Origin of the sequence: Streptosporangium sp. NPDC050855, assembly GCF_044456585.1 — a bacterium.
GTDB classification, from domain to species: domain Bacteria; phylum Actinomycetota; class Actinomycetes; order Streptosporangiales; family Streptosporangiaceae; genus Streptosporangium; species Streptosporangium longisporum.
Genome location: NZ_JBITFY010000005.1, coordinates 196,273 through 217,266, shown reverse-complemented (window position 1 = coordinate 217,266; position 20,994 = coordinate 196,273). Strand labels below are relative to the sequence as shown.

Here is a 20,994-nt window from a genome sequence, read left to right as displayed (position 1 = left end):
CCGAGAAATTGGTCTGAACCTTCCGGCCCATTGGTTTAGACCTTTCTCATTGGCCTATACCACTGCCGGGAGGGCTTTTTTTAGTCGCACTTCTTCTGGGTAGGGCCTTCGAAACCACGCGACTCCTTCCAGGTCACGCGCTGTCGGTGATGATCGGGAAGGGACGCCGGGACGTCTTACCGCTGAATTCAATGGTCTATGCCAATTGGATCGGAAGCGGTCGTGTCGTCAATGATGATTTGGCCGCGAGAAGTGCAAAGGAGCCCACGTAGTGTCCGTTACCGTAGATGTGACCGCCGCCCCGACCGGCCATGCCGAGCTGGCCGAGTGGGTCAGGGAGATCGCCGAACTGACACAGCCGGACCGGATCGAATGGTGCGACGGCTCCGAGGCCGAATGGACCCGCCTGACCAACCTGCTCGTGGAGCAGGGCACCTTCAAACGCCTGGTCAAGCGGCAGAACAGTTTCTACGCCGCCTCCGACCCCGGCGACGTCGCCCGGGTCGAGGACCGCACCTACATCTGCTCCGAGCGCGAGGAGGACGCCGGGCCGACCAACAACTGGATCGCCCCGGCCGAGATGCGCCGTACCTTCGGAGAGATCTTCAAGGGCAGCATGCGCGGCCGGACCATGTACGTGGTGCCGTTCTGCATGGGCCCCCTGGGCGGGGAGATCTCCCAGCTCGGTGTGGAGATCACCGACTCGCCGTACGTCGTCGTCTCGATGCGGGTGATGACCCGGATGGGCGAGGACGCGCTGCGCCTGATCGAGGAGCGCGGCTCCTACGTCAAGGCCGTCCACTCGGTCGGCGCCCCGCTGGAGCCCGGGCAGCCGGACGTGCCCTGGCCGTGCAACACCACCAAGTACATCAGCCACTTCCCCGAGACCCGGGAGATCTGGTCCTACGGCTCGGGCTACGGGGGCAACGCCCTGCTCGGCAAGAAGTGCTACGCGCTGCGGATCGCCAGCACCATGGCCCGTGACGAGGGCTGGCTGGCCGAGCACATGCTCATCCTCAAGCTCACCCCGCCGTCGGGGGAGACGCGCTACATCGCCGCCGCGTTCCCCAGCGCCTGCGGCAAGACCAACCTGGCCATGCTCCAGCCCACCCTGCCGGGGTGGAAGGTCGAGACCATCGGCGACGACATCGCCTGGATGCGCTTCGACGCCGAGGGACGGCTGCGCGCCATCAACCCCGAGGCGGGTTTCTTCGGCGTCGCCCCCGGCACCGGCGAGTCCACCAACGCCAACGCGGTCAGGACGCTCTGGGGCAACAGCATCTTCACCAACGTCGCCCTCACCGACGACGGCGACGTGTGGTGGGAGGGCCTCACCGACGAGCCCCCGGCGCACCTGACCGACTGGCGGGGCCGCGACTGGACGCCGGACTCCGACGAGCCCGCCGCGCACCCCAACGCCCGCTTCACGGTCCCGGCGGCGCAGTGCCCGACGATCGCGCCCGAGTGGCAGGACCCGGCGGGCGTGCCGATCTCCGCGATCCTGTTCGGCGGGCGCCGGGCCAGCGCGGTCCCGCTGGTGACGGAGGCGCTGAGCTGGCAGCACGGCGTCTTCATCGGCGCCGGGATCGCCTCGGAGAAGACCGCCGCCGCCGAGGGGAAGGTGGGCGAGCTGCGCCGCGACCCGTTCGCGATGCTGCCCTTCTGCGGCTACAACATGGGCGACTACTTCGCGCACTGGCTCAGGATGGGCCGCCGCGAGGGCGCCGAGCTGCCGCGCGTCTACTACGTGAACTGGTTCCGCAAGGACGAGCGGGGCAGGTTCGTCTGGCCCGGCTTCGGCGAGAACACCCGCGTGCTCAAGTGGATCGTCGACCGCCTCAACGGCCGGGCGGAGGCGGTGAGCACCCCCATCGGGCTGCTCCCCGCCGAGCTCGACACCGAGGGCCTGGACGTCTCCGCCGAGGACATGCGGATGCTGCTCAGCGTCGACGAGGAGGTCTGGAGGCAGGAGGCGTCGCTCATCCCCGCCTTCTTCGAGACCTTCGGGGACCGCATGCCCAAGGAACTCTGGGAGGAGTACGAGGCCCTGGTCGCCCGCCTGGGCTGACCCGCCCCCGCTTCCCGCGTCCCCCGCCTCCCCGCCCCTGCCGGGAGGACACCCGCGCCCGCGTCCGGCCCGCGTCCTCCGCGAGCCGGGCGCGGGCGCGTGACGTACCGGCGCCCGACGGGCGGGCCGGGCGAGAACGCGCAGGTGGGAACGGGTGGGCGGGGCGGCCGGATGTCGCTCGCCTTCCGGTGAGCGACGTCTCACCGGGCCGCCGTCGAGCGGCGACGAAACTTCTGCCAGGCTGTGCGCGTCTACCTGTGTACCGGGACGTCACCCCAACGCCCCACCTTCCCCCGAGGAGGCGGACATGTGGTCCCTGTTGTTCGTCGTCGCCGTCGCCATCGGCCTGGTCGTCGTCCTGACGGCCTCGGCACTCAGCCGTGAGCAGCGGCGGGTCCGCTCGGTCATGGCGGGTCACGGCGCCGGACCGCCCACCCCCTACGAACTCGCCTACCTCTCCGGCGGACCGCGACGCGTGATCAACACCGCGATCGGCCTGCTGGCCAAGGCCGGGGTGATCCGGGTCTCGCGCGGCGGCCTGGTGAGCCTGGTCGCCGGCGCCCCGCCCTCCCCGGACCCCGTCGAGTACGCCCTCATGGAGGCGCTCCACCAGCGCGGCGGCTCCGTTCCGCTGAGCGACCTGCGCCGCGCGGTCTCCGACGGGAAGGCGCTGGAGGGCCTGCGCTACCGGCTGCTCGGCCTGGGCCTGCTCGTACCGGAGAGCGCGCTCGACCACGCGCGGAGCCTGCTGAACCGGCTCCTGATCGCCACCGTCGCCGCGGCCGTCTTCACCGCGGGCTGCCTGCTCGCCGGGCCCCGCGGGGTCGGCGTCCTCGTGCTGCTGGTCGGCGTCCTGTCGACCGTGGTCGGCCTGTCCACCTACTCGCGGCAGAAGCGGGCCCTGCGCGACGCGCTGAGCCGCAGCGGCCACGACGTGCTGGCGGCGGCCCGCAGGACGCACGTGCGGGGCGTCCGGTCCGCCACGCCCGACCTGGCCTTCGCCGTCGGTTTCCCGGTGGCCCTGTACGGGTTGAGCGAGCTGAACGAGCCGGGCCTGCAGGACGAGCTCCAGCGCCAGGACCCGGGCGGCTCGTCGGGCGGTTGCGCCTCGGGCGCCTGCGGCGGCGGTTCCTCCGGCTCGGGGGACGTCACCTACGGCGGCGGGAGCGGCGACATCGGCTCCGGTGGCTGGGGCGACTCCGGCGGCTCGTCCGGTGACTCGGGAGGCTCGTCCGGCGGCTCCAGCTGCGGTGGAGGAGGCGGCTGCGGCGGTGGCGGCGGGTGCGGTGGTGGCTGAGCACGCGACGCTGGGGGTGGGCATCGGGTGGCGGCCCGAGATCGACCTGACCGTGGAGCGCCTGCCGGGGATCGACTTCGTCGAGGTGATCGCCGAGAACGTCCACCCGGGCCGGCTCCCGGAGTCGCTGCGGGTGCTGCGGGCCCGCGGGGTGCCGGTGATCCCGCACGGCGTCGGCCTGGGCATCGGCGGCGCCGAACCCCCCGACCCGCGCCGGTTGGCCCACCTGGCGGACTGCGCGCGAGCCCTGGAGGCGCCGCTGGTCAGCGAGCACCTGGCCTTCGTCCGGGCGGGCGGCATGGAGGCCGGGCACCTGCTCCCGGTCCCGCGCACCCGGCAGGCGCTGTCGGTCATCGCCGAGAACGTCCGGCGGGCGCAGGAGGCCCTTCCGGTCCCGCTGGCCCTGGAGAACGTCGCGGCGCTGTTCGGCTGGCCCGAGGACGAGATGACCGAGGCCGCCTTCCTCGGCGAGCTGGTGGAGATGACCGGGGTCGGGCTCCTGGTCGACGTGGCGAACCTCTACACCAACCAGGTCAACCTCGGCCTGTCGGCCACCGCGGCGCTGGACGGCCTGCCGCTCGCCGAACTGGCCTACGTGCACGTCGCCGGGGGGCATTCCCGCGACGGGCTCTGGCACGACACCCACACCGCTCACGTCCCCGACGACGTGCTGGAGATCCTCTCCGAGCTGTGCGCGCGGGTCGATCCGCCCGGTGTGCTGCTCGAATGGGACGACGACTACCCCAGTGACGGCGCGCTGGAGGAGGAGATGGCCCGGATCCGCGCCGCGATGACCCGTGCCTGAGGACGCGCCCGCACCCGTGTCCGCACGGAAGGACGGGTCCGGCTCCGGGAGCGACGCCCGGGAGGCGCTGGCCGGGGCGCAGGCGGCCCTGGTGGCGGCGCTGGTGGCCGGCCGGGAGGCGCCCGCGGGGTTCGACCGGGATCGGCTGCGCGTCCAGGAGACCAGCCTGATCGCCAAGCGGCGCAGGACGGTGGCCAGGCTCCGTCCCGACCTGGTCGCCTCGCTCGGCGACGACTTCGCCGCGGAGTTCCGCGCCTACGCGCGGGGCCGTCCCAAGCCGCCGGGCGGCTCGCACGCCGACGCCCACGACTTCGCCGGCCACCTGCGGGCCGCGGGACGGCTGCCCGACCCCGACGACCGGGAGCCGGGCGTCCGGGAACCGGCCGCACGGGAGTCCGGCCTCCGGAGGTCCGTGACCGCGTCCCGGCTGCGGTCGATCTTCACCCGCCGCCGGACCGGGGGCTGACGTTCGGGCTCGCGGGTTCCGGCCCGCCGGTTCCCAGGACCGCCGGAACCGGAACCGGAACCGTGAAACTCCACCTCTTCGCCGTTCGTCGTGATGGGTACGGAGAACCTCACGCAGCGGCACCGTCCCGGAGGTCGTCATGTCCGCTCTTCAGATCACCCTCGTCGTGGGCGTCTCGCTGCTGGCGGTGGCCGGGCTGATCGCGATGCGCCTGGCCGCGCACTCCTCCCGCGTCTACGAGGGCCCTGAGCTGACCCCGTACGACCTGGCGCTGCTGGCGGGCGGGCCCGCGCGGCTGGCCGACACCGCGCTGGTCTCGCTCACCACCGCGGGGAGTGTCCGGGCGCGGCGCGACGGGCGGCTGTCCCGGGTGTCCGGCCGGGCGGAGCGGGTGGACCACCCGGTGGAGGCCGAGATCCTCGCGATGGTCGACCGGGAGGCCGACGGCCTGCCGGTCTGGACGATCAGGGGGAGGGTGATCTCGGGACCGGCCGTCGAGGCGCAGGTCGCGCGGCTGCGCGAGCTGGGGCTGATCGACCCCCCGGGCTCGGGCCGGGCCGACCCCACCCACCCCAACCGCGCGGGCCAGGCCGCGCTGGCCCATCACCGCCTGCGGTACCGCGAGAACAGGACGCTGCCGCCCCGGCCCGGCGAGCGGGCCGTCCGGGACCGGCCGGAGGTCGTCGACGTCGCCCTGTACGGCCTGAGCCGGGTGAGGGACGGAAGGCTGTCGGAGACCCTGTCCCTGGACGACCCCCGCCCCGCGCCCCGGCCCGCGCCCCGCTCCCGCCACAGCCGCCGCGGGGGTCACGGCGGGGGCGACGCGGGGGTGTACGGCGGGACGGCCGCGGGGACCCACGGCACGGGGGACGGCGGCTGGGGCCCGTCCGGCGGTGACGGAGGCGGCGGGGGCGGCGGAGACGGCGGTGGTGGCGGAGGCGGGGGCGGCGGGGGCTGCGGAGGCCCCTGAGGGGACCGTCCGGCCGGTGCCCGATCGGCCGGCCCCGCCCGGCTCGGCCAGGTCCTGCCCGGTTCGGCCCTGCCCTGCCCGGCGGGGGCGCGGTCGGTTAGGTTGGGCCGGTACCTGATCGGGCGCCTGCATCGGAGTGGCCGTGGTGAAGATCGTCGACCATGGGACGTGGCCGCTGCGGCCCAAGGACGAGGACCCGCACCCGGCCGGTGTCGAACCGCTGTGGAGCGAGTCGCTCTACCTCGACTTCGCGGCCGCCGACGGCTCGCTCGCCGGTTACGTCCGGCTGGGCCTGTACCCCAACTGGAACCGCGCCTGGTACTGGGCGTGCCTGGTCGGCCCCGGACGGCCCACGGTGCTGCTGGCCGACCACCACGTCCCGCTTCCCGGCCCGGATCTGGCGGTGCGGGGCGCGGGGTTCTCCGCCACCCACGACGTGACGCTCCCCATGCGCTCCTTCCGGCTCACCCTGGACGCCGGCGCGGCGCTCGTGCCGGACGACCCCGCCGCGGCGTACGCCCATCCGGACAGCACCGCTCCGGACGGTGTTCCCGGGAGCGCCGTCCGGCACGGGAGCGTTGCGGAGGACACCGCCCGCGACGACGCCGTCACGACCTCGCTCGCCTTCGACCTGGAGTGGACGACCGTCGGCGGGGTCTATCCCTACGGGTTCCTCCCGCGCTACGAGATCCCCTGTGAGGTCGCGGGGACGGTCCGGGCCGGTGGCGAGGAGATCGCCTTCTCCGGGTACGGCGAGCGCGACCACAGCTGGGGGAAGCGCGACTGGTGGCGGACGTCGTGGCTGTGGAGCTCCGGGCGGATGGACGACGGGACGTTCTTCCACGGCATGCGGGCCAACGTCGGCTTCGAGATGCCCTGGCCGTGCTTCACGGTCCCTCCGGGCGGGGAGATCGAGCACCGCGAGGGGTTCACCGCGGCGAGCGAGTTCGGCCCGGACGACCTCCCGTCCCTGGCGCGGCTGGAGGTGCCCGGGATGCCGATGACGGCGGTGCCGCTCGCCTTCGCCCCGGTCGCCATGACGTCGCCGGACGGGGAGGTCGCCCGCTTCCCGCGTGCCCTGTGCCGGTTCGAGGCCGAGGACGGGCGCGTGGGGTACGGCTGGACCGAGTGGCACCAGCCGCCCGGCTGGCGGGGACATGGATGGCGTTGATCACGTTTTGAGAGTCTGAGCCGGGGATACCCTCTCTGAGGTGGGGGGACTGCGTTGTCTTGATGGTTCTTATCTGACCGTTACGCCGGTGGCGTGCCGGGACGGTCTCGGCACGCCGTACGAGATCACGCTGGAGCTTCACCGGGACGGCGCGCTCTACGGGACGGTGGGCGAGCGGTGCGGCGGTCTTCTCGCGGGCCTGGCCCGCGGGGTCGCCGAGGCGCGCGCCGGCCACCAGGCGTGGTGGCCCGACCCCGACGACCGCTTTCCCGGCGAGGCGGAGCTGTTCGCCCTCCGCTACCGGGCCAGGAACGGTGTCGTCGGCGGGGGTGAACTGCGCTGCCGGCTGCGTACCGTCCCGCTGTGGGTGCCCGGACGGCGCGGGCCGGCCGGGGAGTGGCGGCTCACCAGGCGGGCGGTCGTGGAGGCCGGGGGCGACGGCGGGACGGGCCTGCGCGCCGTGCTGACCTCGGCCGAGCTGGGGGCGTTCGTCGAGGGGATCGTCGCCGAGGCGGAGGACGGCCTGGGGCCGTACAGACCGGGCAAGCCCGCCAGAACCCTGTAGAGGGGGCGGAGGGGTCCGCGGGACGGCGATAATTGCCTGTCAGCGCTCATTCATGGCGGGTGCTGAGGGAGGGGCTCCAATGGGAGTGCGCGATCTCGTCTATCGGTTGTACGAGCGCCGGCTTGAGGCGAAGCTGTCCCGCCAGAGGGAGATGGCTCCCCGGCACGTGGGCGTGATCGTCGACGGCAACCGGCGCTGGGCTCGCTCGATGGGCATCGACGACGTGAGCCGCGGGCACCGCAAGGGCGCGGACAAGATCTCGGAGCTGCTCGGCTGGTGCCGCGAGGCCGGGGTCGAGGTCGTCACCGTCTGGCTGCTGTCGAGCGACAACATCAACCGCTCCAAGGACGAGCTGGACCTCCTGATGAAGATCATCGAGGACGTGGTCCAGGAGCTGGTGGCCGACGGATGGCACATCAAGCCCATGGGAGCGCTCGATCTTCTTCCCGATCGCACGGCCCGTGTCCTGAAGGACGCAAAAGAGGCGACATCACATCGTCCCGGTTTGATTGTGAACGTTGCCGTTGGGTATGGAGGAAGGCGTGAGATCGCTGATGCGGTGCGCTCCCTTCTCCAGGAGCACGCCAGCAAGGGCGCGAGCATCGAGGAACTCGTGGAGGTCCTCGACGTCGAGCACATCGCGGAGCATCTCTACACGCGCGGCCAGCCCGACCCGGATCTCGTCATCCGGACCTCGGGGGAGCAGCGGCTCTCCGGCTTCCTGCTCTGGCAGAGCGCCCACTCCGAGTTCTACTTCTGCGAGGCCTACTGGCCCGACTTCCGCAGGGTGGACTTCCTCCGGGCCCTCCGCTCCTACGCCGCGCGGCACCGCAGGTACGGTTCCTGAAACACCGCATGAACGGCCGCTTTCGGCTGGTCTAAACCAGTTGGAAATCGGTCAATCAGGACGTACCGTAAGAAGTAGGAGAGCACAGCTCGCCTACGCCGGAGAGGGCCCGCCTTTGCGTCACGAATCGCTGAGGAGGGCCGGCCGACGGTCCCCGCTCGGTGTTCTCGTGGGCGGGTCCAGGGCCGGTCCGCATCCCAGCTCATGGCAGGGCGCCGTCATTGGTGCCCGGGGGAGAACGCGTGGCAAACCCTTCGTCCTCACCCACGTCGCCGGCAGTCAAGCGGCGCACGTACGTCCTGGACACCTCGGTGCTCCTGGCGGATCCAACGGCGATGAGCCGTTTCGCCGAGCATGAGGTCGTCCTCCCGATCATCGTCATCACCGAGTTGGAGGGCAAACGCCACCATCCAGAGCTCGGATACTTCGCGCGCAAGGCGCTGAGGTACCTCGACGACCTTCGGGTGACCTACGGACGTCTGGACGAGCCCATGCCGATCGGCGAGGGCACCATCCGGGTCGAGCTCAACCACAGTGACCCGTCGATCCTGCCGGTCGGTTTCCGGCTCGGCGACAACGACACCCGCATCCTGACCGTGGCGAGGACCCTCGCCGCCGAGGGCAAGGACGTGGTGCTGGTCTCCAAGGACCTGCCGATGCGGATCAAGGCCGCCTCGATCGGCCTGTCCGCCGAGGAGTACCGCGCCGAGCTGGTGGTCGAGTCCGGCTGGACCGGCATGGCGGAGCTCCAGGTGACCACGGAGGACGTGGAGACCCTGTTCGAGCACGGCACCGCCGACCTGGACGAGGCCCGCGACCTGCCGACGCACACGGGTCTGCGGCTGCTGTCCAGCAAGGGGTCGGCGCTGGGCCGGGTGCTGCCCGACAAGTCGGTGCGGCTGGTGCGCGGCGACCGCGAGATCTTCGGCCTGCACGGCCGTTCCGCCGAGCAGCGGATCGCCCTGGACCTGCTGATGGACCCCGAGGTCGGCATCGTCTCCCTGGGCGGCCGGGCGGGCACCGGCAAGTCCGCGCTGGCGCTGTGCGCCGGCCTGGAGGCGGTCCTGGAGCGCCGCCAGCACCGCAAGGTCATCGTCTTCCGTCCCCTGTACGCCGTGGGCGGCCAGGAGCTGGGCTACCTGCCCGGTTCGGAGAACGAGAAGATGGGGCCGTGGGCGCAGGCCGTCTACGACACCCTGGGCGCGGTCACCACGCCCGAGGTGATCGAGGAGGTCATGGACCGGGGCATGCTGGAGGTGCTCCCGCTCACCCACATCCGCGGGCGCTCCCTGCACGACGCCTTCGTCATCGTGGACGAGGCGCAGTCGCTGGAGCGCGGGGTGCTGCTCACCGTGCTGAGCCGGATCGGCGCCAACTCCCGGGTCGTGCTCACCCACGACATCGCCCAGCGCGACAACCTGCGGGTGGGCCGGCACGACGGCGTGGTCGCGGTGGTGGAGAAGCTCAAGGGCCACCCGTTGTTCGCGCACGTCACGCTGACCCGCTCGGAGCGCTCGCCGATCGCGGCGCTGGTGACCGAGATGCTGGAGGACATCACGATGTGACGCCCCTCCCGGCGCCGGGGCCCGCCCTGGCGCCGGGAGACGTCCATCTCCTCACACCGGCTTCGCCGCTTCGCCGTGGGTCGCGCGCGACCGTACGGGACCGTCAGGGCGGCAGCCGGACGCCCGGGGCGGCCAGTCCCCGGTACTCGAAGCAGGTGCGGTCGCCCATCGACTTCGGGGTCCCCGGGAAGAGCCGGGTGACCTCGACGCTCCAGATGCTCTCCTGCTTGTTCTGCCGGATGGTGCAGGTGATCTGGGCGAGACCCGCCTCGGAGATCTCCCCCTCACCGGTGATGATCACGTTCAGCCGGTAGCCCCGGTTGTCGTCCGGCTCGTTGCGCTTGTCCCCGGTGCCGACGTTGTCGCCGTAGCGGGTCGTCTTGGTGTCGTAGTGGCTGAAGTCGTTGAGCGCGCTGGTCAGTCCGGTCTCCGGGGGCTGCCTGCCGGCCCGGAACAGGGTGTCGACGATGTTCTTGGCCGAGTCGGAGACCACCGGGATCTTGGAGGGCACCAGCCTGCCGCCCTTGAGCAGGTAGACGGTCACCCAGGTGGGGCTGTAGCTGATCACCGGCGGGCGGCCGTGGTCCTGGACGTCGGTGGGGGAGATGCCGCACCCGGCGGCCACCAGCAGCACGACGAGCAGGCGGGCCAGGCCCGCGGCCGGGGAACGACGCGGACGGGGGCCTCCGGTACGGGAGGTCCCGGTGCGGGAGGCTCCGGTGCGAGAGGCTGCCGTACGGGGGGCTGCGGTACCGGGGACTGCGGCGGAGGCGGGAACGGATCGCGAGGGGACGGCGCTCATGCGGGGGGCAGCCAGACCGTGAAGAGCGTTCCGGGGTGCTGGGCGCGTACCGAGATCGTGCCGCCGTGCAGCTGGGCGTTGGCGCGGGCGATGGAGAGTCCCAGGCCGCTGCCGTCCCCGCGGGCCCCCGCCTTGTAGAAACGGTTGAACACGAACGGCAGGTCCTTCGCCGGAATGCCCTTGCCGTGGTCGCGCACCTTCACCTCCAGGCCGTTCGGGGTGCTGCGGGCGGTCACCAGCACGGGGGGCTCCCCGTGGCGCAGCGCGTTGCCGACCAGGTTGGCCATGATGACGTCGAAGCGCCGGGGGTCGAGGGGGAACGACAGCCCCTGCGGCACGTTCACCCGCACCTGGTCCGTCCAGCCCCGCATGGCCAGGCAGTCGCAGACCGCGTCGACGATGTTCACGGTGTCGACGTTCAGCGTCGCCGTGCCCGAGTCGAACCGGCTGGCCTCGATGAGCTGTTCCACCAGGGTCCGCAGCCGGGCGATCTCCTGCAGCACCAGCCGGACCGCCGCGGCGGGCTCGCGCGGCAGCCGCTCGGCCTCCTCCGAGAGCATGTCGGTGACCGCGGTCATCGCGGTCAGCGGGGTCCTCAGCTCGTGGGAGACGTCGGCGACGAAACGGCGGGACATCGCCTCCAGCGAGCGCAGTTCGAGCACGCTGCGCTCCAGGGCGGCGGCGGTGTCGTTGAACGTGGCGGTGAGCTCGGCGAGCTCGTCCTGGCCGTGCACCGGCAGGCGGGTGTCGAGATGGCCTGCGCCGAGCGCGCGCGCCGCCGAGCCCAGCCGCCTGACCGGCAGCAGGACCCGCCGGGCCGAGGCCAGTCCCAGGGCCAGCGCGATGATCAGCATGGCGCCCCCGGCGAGGGCCAGCGGCTGGCGCAGGTCGCTCAGGAGCCGCTGCTCCTCGATGAGGGGGGCGAACACGAAGACGGTCATCCCGGTGGGCTGGGCGGTGTGGATGGGCTCGATCCGCCAGACCGGCGTGCCGATGAGCAGCCACATGTCGCCGTCGATGAGCTGCCGCTTGGCGACCAGCCGCTGGGTGGCCCGCACCCCCAGATCGGCGGGGACGTCGCTGATCCCGAAGTCGCCGTCGGGGTAGAGGTAGTCCTCGTAGCGGACCACCACCCGGCCGCCCTGCGGTCGCAGGCTTTTCTGCAGGGCGCTGATCTCGTCGTCGGTGGGCGGGCTGTCCCCGGGCCAGAGCGCGCCGATCGGCACCCTGATCCCCTCCAGGGTGTCGCGTACGTCGCTCACGGCCACCTGCTCGGCACGGTCGATCATGCGGCTCTTGACGAACTCGTAGCCGATCCCCGCGACCAGCGCGGAGGCCGCGACGGCGATGACGGTGAAGGTGAAGACCAGGCGGACGCGCAGGCCGGTGTGCGTGCGTCTCACGGCGGGCTGAACCGGTAGCCGAATCCCCGTACCGTGTGGATGAACTCGGGCTCGGCGGGGACCGCCTCGATCTTGGCGCGGACCCGCTGGACACAGGCGTCGACCAGCCGCGAGTCGGCGACGTGGGTGTGGTCCCAGACGGCGCGCAGCAGGTACCTGCGGTTGAGCACCTGGCCGGGATGGCGGACCAGTTCGAGCAGGAGCCGCAGCTCGGTCGGGGTGAGGTGGACCTCCCTGCCGCCCAGCACGACCTTGAGCGCGCCCCGGTCGATGACCAGGTCGCCGAAGGTGATGCGGTCGGAGGCCACCGACTCCATCCGGCGCAGGACGGCGCGGATGCGGGCGTCCAGCACGCGGGGCTCGACCGGCTTGACCACGTAGTCGTCGGCGCCCGCCTCCAGGCCCACGACCACGTCGAGGTCGTCGCCCCTGGCGGTGAGGAGGATCACCGGCAGCTGGTCGAGCCTGCGGATGCGGCGGCACACCTCGACGCCGTCGATGCCGGGCAGCATGACGTCCAGGATGGCGATCTCGGGCCGGCGGACCTTGACATGCTCCAGTGCCTCCTCGCCGCTGGCGTAGGAGGTGACGGTGTGACCCTGACGGGTGAGCGCGAGCTCCAGCCCGATCCGGACCGCGGGGTCGTCTTCGACGAGGAGGATGCCTGCCACCGGGTGGACCTTCTCCCAAGGCTTGATGGAACTGCAGGGTCACAAAACCCTGACATAGCGCAAACAGTACCTGAATGAGGTGGTCAGACCGTGAATCGAGCGTTCGTAGATCGCCTGGCCCGCCACGAGGACCCTAGAGTAAAGTGTGAGCAAAATCACGTCTTCTTTTTCGCCGGTCGTAAAGCGGCCGTGGCCTGGCCTTAGTTCGAACGCGTCCGCGGCGGCGGGGACGGGATGCCGACCAACTCTCGCGTTCCGGTTGCGGACCACCCCCCCTGGCACGGCAAGCTCATAGGTCGTGAGTCCAGGATCACAGCAACTGAAGGAACGCTCGGCGTCCCGCGCCCGCCGTTCGTCCCGCAGGAACGCCGCGAGCCCCGGGACGAAGGCGCTCAGGGGACGTCCCTCCAAGCCGGTGCTGATCTGGGGCGGCGTGCTCCTGCTCCTGGTCGGGGGCGGCGCGTTCACCGCCTACACCGCCGTGCAGAACGCCTCGGCGCCGCCCGGCAAGCCGCTCACCCTGGACGAGATGGCGCAGGTGCTGGGCCCCGACCCGTTCGGCTCCGACATGAAGTCCGACGCGCTCAAGGCCCAGGCCGCCCAGGCCCTCAAGGCCGACCGGCTGGCCGCCCGCCGGGAGAACCGCGAGCCGCTCAGCCAGGTCAAGATCGTCGACAAGGCGCCGGGCGGCGGAGGCTTCAACCCCCAGGCGCTCCCCCCGGGGACCTCCAACCCCACCGGGAACCGGGCACTGGGCAAGCAGATGCTGGAGTCCCGCGGCTGGGGCGACCAGTGGGGTTGCCTGGAGAAGCTCTGGATGAAGGAGAGCGGCTGGAACGAGCGCGCCATGAACACCTCCAGCGGCGCGTACGGCATTCCCCAGTCCCTGCCCGGTCACAAGATGGCCAGCGCGGGAAGCGACTGGCAGACCAACGCGGCCACCCAGATCGAGTGGGGGCTGACCTACATCAAGGGCCGCTACGGCACGCCCTGTGGAGCCTGGGCCCATTCCCAGGCCAAGGGCTGGTACTGAGAGCCCAGGAGTCGGCAAGTCTGACCGTCCCGCGCCTCCGCGCCCCGCACCCTGGGCCGCATGGACGTGAAGGTCAGCGTGGTGGTGCCGGTACGCGACCCCGGTGACGGTGCCGACGCCTGCATCCGCTCGGTGCTGGACCAGTCGATGGCCCCCGAGGAGTACGAGGTCATCTTCGCCGACGACGGCTCCGAGGACGGCACCGGCCGGCGCCTCGACGCGGTGGCCGCGGCGCGCCCCAACGTCCGCGTGCTGCACCTGGAGCGGACCGGCTCGCCGATGCGCGGCCGCAACGCCGCCCTCCTGGCCGCCAGGGGCGAGTACGTCTACCTGCTCGACCAGACCGACCGGCTGGAGCGCCCCGCCCTGGAGCGGATGTACCGGCGCGCCCTGGAGACCGACGCCGACATCCTCGTCGGACGGCTGACCGACGACCGAAGGCCGCCCTCGGCCGTCTTCGACGCCGACCGCGAGCGCGCCGACGTGGTCAAGGACCGGCTGCTCACGCTGCTCACCCCGCACAAGCTCTTCCGCAGGACCTTCCTGATGGCCCAGGGACTGACCTTCCCCGACCCCGGCGGGCGCCTGGCCGAGCAGGCCTTCGTGCTCCGCGCCTACCTGCGGGCCAAGGTCGTCGTCGTGCTGGCCGACCCGGTCTGCTGCCACGTCGCCGAACGGCCCGACCCGCCCGAGGATCCCTACGTCTGGGCCGCCGAGCTGCGCGGGCTGCTCGACATCATCGACGAGGAGGTCCCCGAGGGGGGCCGCAGGGACCGGATGTACGCCCAGTGGTTCCGCACCGCGGTGCTGCGGCGGCTCGGCGGGGGCAGGTTCGTCACCTCCCCGGCGAACCGGGCCGCCACCTTCGCCACCCTGCGCGAGCTGGCCCTGCAGCGCTTCCCCCCGCGCCTGGACGCCCTGCTGCCGGTGCAGCTGCGGGCCCGCGCCGCGCTGCTGCGCGCAGGCAGGCTCGACGAGCTGGTCGCGCTGGCCGGGGCCATGCGCGACACCCGCCTGCAGGCCGACCTGGAGCGGGTCGCCTGGGAGGACGGCGCGCTCGTCATGGCGCTCACCGTGGAGATCACCCAGGCCGACGGCACCCCGATGCGCTTCGTCCCCTACGGCGACGACGGCCTGCTCTGGGAACCCCCGGTCCGCCTCGACGGGCTCCGCCTAGCGCCCGAGCTGGCCGACGTCAGCCAGGCCGCGGCACGGGCCAGGTTCGAGGTCTACGCCAGGCACGAGGAGACCGGTGACGTGCACCTGCTGCCGGTGGACTGCTCGATGATCCGCTGCCGGCACGACGGCGGGGTCAGGCTCCAGGTCACCGGCACGGCCCGGCTGGACGCGGAGGCGGCCGCCGGTGGCGGCCCGCTGCCGGCCGGGCTGTGGGAGCTTCACGTGCGCATGTACGGGGCCGCGCGCCAGGCCCGTACCCGGGTGACCGGGTCCCCGCTGAGCTGCGCCGGGACGGTCGTCGGCCGCTCGGAGCGGCTGGTGGTCCCCTGGTGGTCGCCCAGGGGCGAGCTCGGGGTGTGCGTGGAGCCGCGCTCGTTCCCCGAGTCGATCGCCCTGGTCTCACCGGCCGCCACGGCCGTCGGGCCGCGCGGGCACGCCTTCGTCGTGGTACCCGTGCCGTACGTGCCGCCGAGCGGGGGGCCGCCCGCCGAGCTGCTGCTGCGGCAGACCACGGGACGGCTGCAGGAGATCGTCGCGCCCGCCCTGGTGGAGCCGGGCGTCCCGGGCGAGCTCGCCGGACGGCTGGTCGCCAAGTTCCCGACCCGCCTGACCTACCGCGAGGAGTTCCTCTCGCCCGGCCGCTGGGCGCCGTTCCTGCGGATCGACGGCAGGGAGACCCCCCTGCGGTTCACGGTGGCCATGAACCGGGGCGGGCGGGTGGAGATCCGCGAGCCCGTACCCGACGGCCCGCCACCGCGCCGCCGTCCGCTGCTGAGGCGCCTCGCGCTGCGGGTGCCGGGGGTCAGGAACGCGGTCCGGGCGACCCGCACCGCGCAGCGGCGGTACATGCTCGGCTGAGGGTCGCCCGGCGGTGCGGTGCGGTGCGGTGCGGCGCGGCGCGGTGGGGGCGGTGCGGTGGGGTGTGGCGGTGGTGGGGTGGTGTCACCCGCTCAGCCGGCACTCGTTGGACAGGTCGCCGGTCGAGGGCCTCGGCAGGGTCGCGCTCGGCGGCGGGCTCTGCCTGCGCTCCACCCAGCCCTCCAGGGTCTCGAACGCGCTGCGGAAGCACGGCAGCAACGGGCGCAGCCGGTCGGGGTAGGCGGCGTAGAGGCTGTCCACGTGGGTGCCGTCGGTGATCCGGTAGTAGCGGAACGGCCGGTGCCCGCCGACCATGTCCGCGTAGACGTCGCTGGAGCGGGAGATCGGCAGCAGCGAGTCCAGCGTGCCGTGGATCGTGATCAGCGGCTTGCCGATCCGGCCGGTGAGCCCGATCTTCCGCACCGCCGCGTACGGCTTGCGCGCGTCGTAGTCGTAGTCGGTGTCGCAGGCCGGGGTGCCCGAGGCGCAGAAGGGGGTGCCCGCCTCGGTGTCGCCGTCGAAGGAGGGGTCGAGTTCCTCACGGTAGAGGCGCTGGGTCAGGTCCCAGTAGTACTGGTGGTGGAACGGCCACAGGAACTCCGAGCCGCGGGCGAACCCCGCGTCGTACATCGCCTGGGTGTCTCCCGCCGGGTAGGCCCGCAGCGCCGGGGGCAGGTAGTTGATCAGGTTGTCGCCCTTGACCCGCCAGAGCGTGCCCTCCCAGTCGATGCCGCCGTCGTAGAGCCAGGCCCGGTTCTCCAGCTGCCAGCGGACCAGGTATCCGCCGTTGGAGATGCCCGCGGCGTAGGTCCGCGCGGGGAGCCTGCCGTAGCGCTGGGCGACGACGGCCTTGGCCGCGATCGCGATCTGCGTGACCCGGTCGTTCCACTCGGCGATCGCGTCACCGGGCCTGCGGCCGTCCCGGTGGAAGGTGACGCCGACGTTGCCCTTGTCCGTCACCGCGTAGGCGTAGCCCTTGGCCAGCGCCCAGTCGGAGATGGTGAAGTCGTTGGCGTACTGCTCCCGGTTGCCCGGGGTGCCGGTGACCACCAGCCCGCCGTTCCAGTCGTCGGGCAGCCGCAGCACGAACTGCGAGTCGTGGTTCCAGCCGTGCGTCGTGTTGGAGGTCGAGGTGTCGGGGAAGTAGCCGTCGACCTGGATGCCGGGCACGCCCTTCGGGTTGACCGCCCCCGCCGGGTGCAGGCCCGCCCAGTGGGCCGGGACGGTGTGCCCGGAGACGGTCGTGCCCGCCGTCGTGAGGTCGTCCAGGCATGCCTTCACCTGGCGCTCGGCACCCGGCACCGCCACCCGGTCCAGCCGGGCGCAGTGCGCCGGTGAGGCCCCGGCACTCGCCGCAGGCGCTCCGGCCAGTGCCACCAGGGCGGTGAGGCCGACGACGGCGAACCCCGCGACGACTCTGACCCGTGAGGCCGCACCGGTGACCGGTCCTAGGAAACCGCGACGCGGAGCGTCGCCATTGATACCAAGCATCAGATTTCTCTCCGTACGGTTCAGCGGGTGGTCTTGGTCTCGTCGCGGGTGCCGATGGTGACGAGATCGCGTCCGCGGGTCTCCCGGGAGACGTACACGGTGATCAGGGTCAGCACGGCGGCTCCGGCCACGTACAGCATGACCGGCAGCGAGGAGTCGTAGCGGTCCAGCAGGGCGACCGCGATCAGCGGGGCCAGGCCGCCCGCGACGATCGAGGCGAGTTGCGAGCCGATCGACACGCCCGAGTAGCGCATCCTCGTGGCGAACAGCTCGGAGAAGAAGGCCGCCTGGGGCCCGTACATGGCGCCGTGCAGGACCAGTCCGACGGTCACCGCCAGCGTGACGGCGGCGAAGTTCCTCGTGTCGATCAGCGGGAAGAACGCGAACGCCCACAGGCCCACCCCGGCGGCGCCGAGCAGGTAGACCGGCCTGCGGCCGAGCCGGTCGGAGAGCGCGCCCCACATCGGGATCGAGACGAAGTGGACGGCCGATCCGATGAGCACCGCGTTGAGCACCACGCCCTTCGTCAGGCCGGCCGTGGTCGTCGCGTAGACCAGCACGAACGCGGTGAGGACGTAGTAGGAGACGTTCTCGGCGAAGCGGGCGCCGATCGCGATCAGCACGTCCCGCCAGTGGTGCCTGAACACCCCGACGATCGGCATCGACGGGGCGGGCTCGGCGTTGGCCACGGCCTGCTGGAAGACCGGCGACTCGCTGATGGTCAGCCGGATCCACAGGCCGATCAGCACCAGCACGCCGGAGAGCAGGAACGGGATCCGCCAGCCCCAGCTCAGGAACGCCTCGTCGCTCTGGATCGCGGCCAGCAGGGCCAGCACCGCGGTGGCCAGCAGGTTCCCGCCCGGCGCCCCCGCCTGCGGCCAGGAGGCCCAGAAGCCGCGGCGCTCGGCGTCGCCGTGCTCGGAGACGATCAGCACCGCGCCTCCCCACTCACCGCCCAGCGCGAAGCCCTGGACGAGCCGGAGCGCGGTCAGCAGCAACGGGGCCGCGACGCCGATCGCCGTGTGCGTGGGAAGGCAGCCGATCAGGAAGGTCGCCGCGCCCATCAGCATCAGGCTGAGCACCAGCAGCTTCTTGCGGCCGAGCCGGTCGCCGTAGTGCCCGAAGACCAGCGCGCCCAGCGGCCGGGCCACGAACCCCACCGCGTAGGTCAGGAACGCCAGCAGGGTGCCGACCAGCGGCTCCGACTCGGGGAAGAACAGCTTCGGGAAGATCAGCGCGGCGGCGGAGCCGTACAGGAAGAAGTCGTACCACTCGATCGTGGTGCCGATCAGGCTGGCACCGACGATCTTGCCGATGGGGGTGCGGGTTTTCTCTGCCATCTCACTCACCAGGGGTCGCCGTTGGGGGGTTTCGGCAACCGTACGGAGTGACGTGTGTCACTCCTATGGGCGTGGCCGCCATAGCCTTCCGGTGACCTATGTGGACGGCCGGATCGGCGGGTCCGGGTTGAGAAGATCACGGGCCCCCGCGTCCTGTACGGCCTGTCCGCTCCACGGCCCCGGGCCCGTGCAGGACCGGTCTCAGCCGCTGAGGCGGTGCAGGCGCAGGGCGAGCTGGATCTCCAGGGCCCGGTCGGGGGACTGCCAGTCCTCGCCGAGAAGCTGCCCGACCCGTTCCAGCCGCTGGGTGACCGTGTTGACGTGGATGTGCAGGCTCTCGCTCGCCCGCGACAGCGAGCAGCCCGTACCGAAGTACGCGTCCAGCGTCCGCACCAGCGCCGTGCCCCTGCGGGCGTCGTAGTCGATCACCGGGCCGAGCGCGGAGGCGACGAACGTCCCGATCTCGCGCCCCTCGCCGACCAGCAGGCCGACGAAGCCCAGCTCCTCGGGACCCGCCCCGTCCCCGGAGCGCCCCAGCGCCACCAGCGCGTCGGCGCAGCGCTGCGCCTCCCGGTGCGCGGCGGCCACCTGAGCGGGACCCCGTACGGGACCCCCGGCGCCCGCCGTGGCCGGGTGGCCCAGCGAGGCGCTCAACTCGGCCGCCACCCGTTCGGCCACCGGACCCGGCCGGGATCCCGGCAGCAGCAGGACCACCTCGTCACCGCGCTGGGCCGCCAATCCCTGCCGCAGGGCCGCCTGTGAGGACGCCCAGAAGGCGGCCCGGTCACGCCCGCCGCCGTGGCGGACCACGACGACCACGTGGTCGGTCTCCAGGTTCACCCCCACCCGCCGGGCACGGTCGGCCAGGCCGTCGAGCGCGGGCCGGGAGATCAGGTCGTCGAGCAGCTCTCCCCTGACCCGGCCCTCCGCCTCGGCCACCGAGCGCCGGAACAGCAGCAGCAACGCGGTGACCAGCGCGGCCCGCTCCAGGATGCGCTGGTCGGCGTCGGACACCTGGCCGCCGACGCGCAGCACCAGCGTGCACAGCGGCTCCGCCCCCACGTCCACCGACGCGACCAGCAGGTCCCCCCGCCGCACGGTGCGCCCCAGCGTCCTCGACGACCGCGCCGCCTCCGCGATCACGTCCGCCGTCGTACGCGGCCCGGAGGGCACCCGGCCGGACGATCCCTCCCTGGTACGCGGCCCGGACGTCCTGTCCTTCGTACGCGACTCGGAGGGCGCCTGACCGGGAGCCTCCCCGGCCAGCACGCCCGCGTCCCCGGCGATCGGGTGCCCGGCGTCGTCGAGCACCGTCAGCGAACCGCCCAGCACCTCGGTCACCACCGCCGCCACGTCCTCGACCCCGCCGCCGCGCAGCACCAGGCCGGTCATCCGGTCGTGCGCGAGCGCGGCGCGCTCCACGGCCTGGCTGTGCGCGCTCACCTGCCGGTTGGCCTCGCTGAGCTCGTCCAGCGCGTTCCTGGTCTCCTGCAGCAGCCGGGCGTTGTCGATCGCCACCGCCGCGTGCGCGGCCAGCGAGCCCAGCAGCGCCACCTCGTCCTGGGTGAAGGGCCGCACGCTCCGGTTGGCCGCGAACAGTACGCCGATCACCCGGGCGCCCAGCTTGAGGGGCACCCCCAGGATGGCGACCAGGCCCTCCTCCAGTACCGCGTCGTCGATGTGGGTCTTGTGCCGGAAGCGCTCGTCGGCGAAGTAGTCGGCCGTGGAGTACGGGGTGGCGGTCTGCGCCACCAGTCCGCCGAGCCCCGCCCCCATGGCCAGCCGCAGCGCCCGGAACTTCGCCGACACCGAGCCGTCGGTCACCCGCATCCAGGTGTCGCCCCGCTCGGGATCGTGCAGCGTCATGTAGGCGGTGTCCGTACCGAGCAGCTGCCTGGCCCGGTGCACGATGGCCTCCAGGACGGCGTCCAGGTCACGCAGCCCCGCCAGGTCGCCCGCAGTGTCGAACAGCGCCGACAGCTCCGCCTCGCGCTTGGCCCTGCGCCGCAGCAGAGCCCGGACCCTCAGCGCGACGAGCTTGGCCTCCTCCAGCTCCGCCAGCTCCCGCGCACCGGCCCCCCTGCCGCGCGCCTCGAGGACGGGCCCCTCGAACTCCACGGCCGAGGCCTCCCTGGCGAGGAGTTCGAGGAAGACGGTGTTGTTCGGCGACGCTGTGTTGGCTGGCGACGCTGTCGCGTCGCGGTTCGGCCGCTTAGACCCGGCTCCTTCCCTCGTCGAGGGGGATCGTTCGTTCCTCACGACCCCCCTCTCCTCAGTGTTCATGGCGACGCTTCGCGTCGCGGTTCGGCCGCTCGGATCCGGTTCCTTCCCTCGTCGAGGGGGATCGTTCGTTCCTCACGATCCCCCTCTCCTCAGTCCAGTCACCGGCGCGGCCTCACCGCCGGTCACCGGCGCGGCCTCACGGCCGGTCACCGGCGCGGCCTCACGGGGGCGGGTCCCCTG

General features: G+C 72.4%; 17 protein-coding genes. 11 read left to right on the top strand and 6 right to left on the bottom strand.

All coding sequences use genetic code 11. From position 1 onward, the window contains the following. Window positions 1–271: 271 nt before the first annotated feature. From ACIBCT_RS13520 to ACIBCT_RS13480, 9 genes are all read left to right on the top strand, one after another. Window positions 272–2,068, top strand: coding sequence for a phosphoenolpyruvate carboxykinase (GTP) (locus tag ACIBCT_RS13520; RefSeq protein ID WP_399188086.1), 1,797 nt, complete (start codon window positions 272–274; stop codon window positions 2,066–2,068). A gap of 307 nt (window positions 2,069–2,375) precedes the next feature. Then, window positions 2,376–3,365 (top strand): TIGR04222 domain-containing membrane protein, encoded by a 990-nt coding sequence (locus ACIBCT_RS13515; protein WP_399188084.1) that lies wholly within the window; start codon window positions 2,376–2,378, stop codon window positions 3,363–3,365. After that, window positions 3,358–4,170 carry a DUF692 family multinuclear iron-containing protein gene (locus ACIBCT_RS13510; protein WP_399188082.1) on the top strand — a complete coding sequence of 271 codons (813 nt, stop codon included), beginning with the start codon at window positions 3,358–3,360 and terminating at the stop codon, window positions 4,168–4,170. The genes ACIBCT_RS13515 and ACIBCT_RS13510 overlap by 8 nt, the downstream gene beginning before the upstream one ends. A 16-nt stretch (window positions 4,171–4,186) precedes the next feature. Continuing rightward, the gene (locus ACIBCT_RS13505) at window positions 4,187–4,636 is read left to right on the top strand and encodes a hypothetical protein (protein WP_399188080.1); all 450 of its coding nucleotides are present in this window, start codon (window positions 4,187–4,189) and stop codon (window positions 4,634–4,636) included. A gap of 139 nt (window positions 4,637–4,775) precedes the next feature. After that, window positions 4,776–5,606 (top strand): TIGR04222 domain-containing membrane protein, encoded by an 831-nt coding sequence (locus ACIBCT_RS13500; RefSeq protein ID WP_399188078.1) that lies wholly within the window; start codon window positions 4,776–4,778, stop codon window positions 5,604–5,606. Window positions 5,607–5,748: 142 nt separating this feature from the next. Further along, window positions 5,749–6,777, top strand: coding sequence for a hypothetical protein (locus ACIBCT_RS13495; protein ID WP_399188076.1), 1,029 nt, complete (start codon window positions 5,749–5,751; stop codon window positions 6,775–6,777). A gap of 88 nt (window positions 6,778–6,865) precedes the next feature. Then, complete coding sequence (locus tag ACIBCT_RS13490) at window positions 6,866–7,342, top strand: hypothetical protein (RefSeq protein ID WP_399188074.1); 477 nt, start codon at window positions 6,866–6,868, stop codon at window positions 7,340–7,342. A gap of 79 nt (window positions 7,343–7,421) precedes the next feature. Continuing rightward, a complete protein-coding gene (locus ACIBCT_RS13485; protein ID WP_344902639.1) occupies window positions 7,422–8,189 on the top strand; it encodes an isoprenyl transferase in 768 nt (255 codons plus the stop codon). Between the two features lie 242 nt (window positions 8,190–8,431). Further along, the gene (locus ACIBCT_RS13480; RefSeq protein WP_399188072.1) at window positions 8,432–9,754 is read left to right on the top strand and encodes a PhoH family protein; all 1,323 of its coding nucleotides are present in this window, start codon (window positions 8,432–8,434) and stop codon (window positions 9,752–9,754) included. Between the two features lie 103 nt (window positions 9,755–9,857). On the opposite strand, the gene ACIBCT_RS13475 is transcribed toward ACIBCT_RS13480, so the two are convergent. The 3 genes from ACIBCT_RS13475 to ACIBCT_RS13465 all read right to left on the bottom strand — a co-directional run bounded on the left by ACIBCT_RS13475 (window position 9,858) and on the right by ACIBCT_RS13465 (window position 12,630). Further along, complete coding sequence (locus tag ACIBCT_RS13475; RefSeq protein WP_399188070.1) at window positions 9,858–10,388, bottom strand: hypothetical protein; 531 nt, start codon at window positions 10,386–10,388, stop codon at window positions 9,858–9,860. A gap of 164 nt (window positions 10,389–10,552) precedes the next feature. Beyond that, a complete protein-coding gene (locus ACIBCT_RS13470) occupies window positions 10,553–11,959 on the bottom strand; it encodes an ATP-binding protein (protein WP_399188068.1) in 1,407 nt (468 codons plus the stop codon). Continuing rightward, the gene (locus tag ACIBCT_RS13465; protein ID WP_399188067.1) at window positions 11,956–12,630 is read right to left on the bottom strand and encodes a response regulator; all 675 of its coding nucleotides are present in this window, start codon (window positions 12,628–12,630) and stop codon (window positions 11,956–11,958) included. Before ACIBCT_RS13465 ends, ACIBCT_RS13470 begins: the two co-directional genes overlap by 4 nt. 298 nt (window positions 12,631–12,928) lie before the next feature. Between ACIBCT_RS13465 and ACIBCT_RS13460 the strand changes: the two genes are divergently transcribed. Together ACIBCT_RS13460 and ACIBCT_RS13455 are read left to right on the top strand one after the other, a co-directional pair. Beyond that, window positions 12,929–13,663 (top strand): lytic transglycosylase domain-containing protein, encoded by a 735-nt coding sequence (locus ACIBCT_RS13460; RefSeq protein ID WP_399188065.1) that lies wholly within the window; start codon window positions 12,929–12,931, stop codon window positions 13,661–13,663. A gap of 60 nt (window positions 13,664–13,723) precedes the next feature. Next, the gene (locus ACIBCT_RS13455; protein WP_399188063.1) at window positions 13,724–15,700 is read left to right on the top strand and encodes a glycosyltransferase family 2 protein; all 1,977 of its coding nucleotides are present in this window, start codon (window positions 13,724–13,726) and stop codon (window positions 15,698–15,700) included. Between the two features lie 84 nt (window positions 15,701–15,784). On the opposite strand, the gene ACIBCT_RS13450 is transcribed toward ACIBCT_RS13455, so the two are convergent. From ACIBCT_RS13450 to ACIBCT_RS13440, 3 genes are all read right to left on the bottom strand, one after another. Then, window positions 15,785–17,191, bottom strand: a complete 1,407-nt coding sequence (locus tag ACIBCT_RS13450) for a tannase/feruloyl esterase family alpha/beta hydrolase (protein ID WP_399188061.1) — start codon at window positions 17,189–17,191, stop codon at window positions 15,785–15,787. A gap of 20 nt (window positions 17,192–17,211) precedes the next feature. After that, window positions 17,212–18,531 carry an MFS transporter gene (locus ACIBCT_RS13445; protein WP_399188059.1) on the bottom strand — a complete coding sequence of 440 codons (1,320 nt, stop codon included), beginning with the start codon at window positions 18,529–18,531 and terminating at the stop codon, window positions 17,212–17,214. 201 nt (window positions 18,532–18,732) lie between these two features. Further along, the gene (locus ACIBCT_RS13440) at window positions 18,733–20,790 is read right to left on the bottom strand and encodes a helix-turn-helix domain-containing protein (protein ID WP_399188057.1); all 2,058 of its coding nucleotides are present in this window, start codon (window positions 20,788–20,790) and stop codon (window positions 18,733–18,735) included. Window positions 20,791–20,994 lie beyond the last annotated feature (204 nt).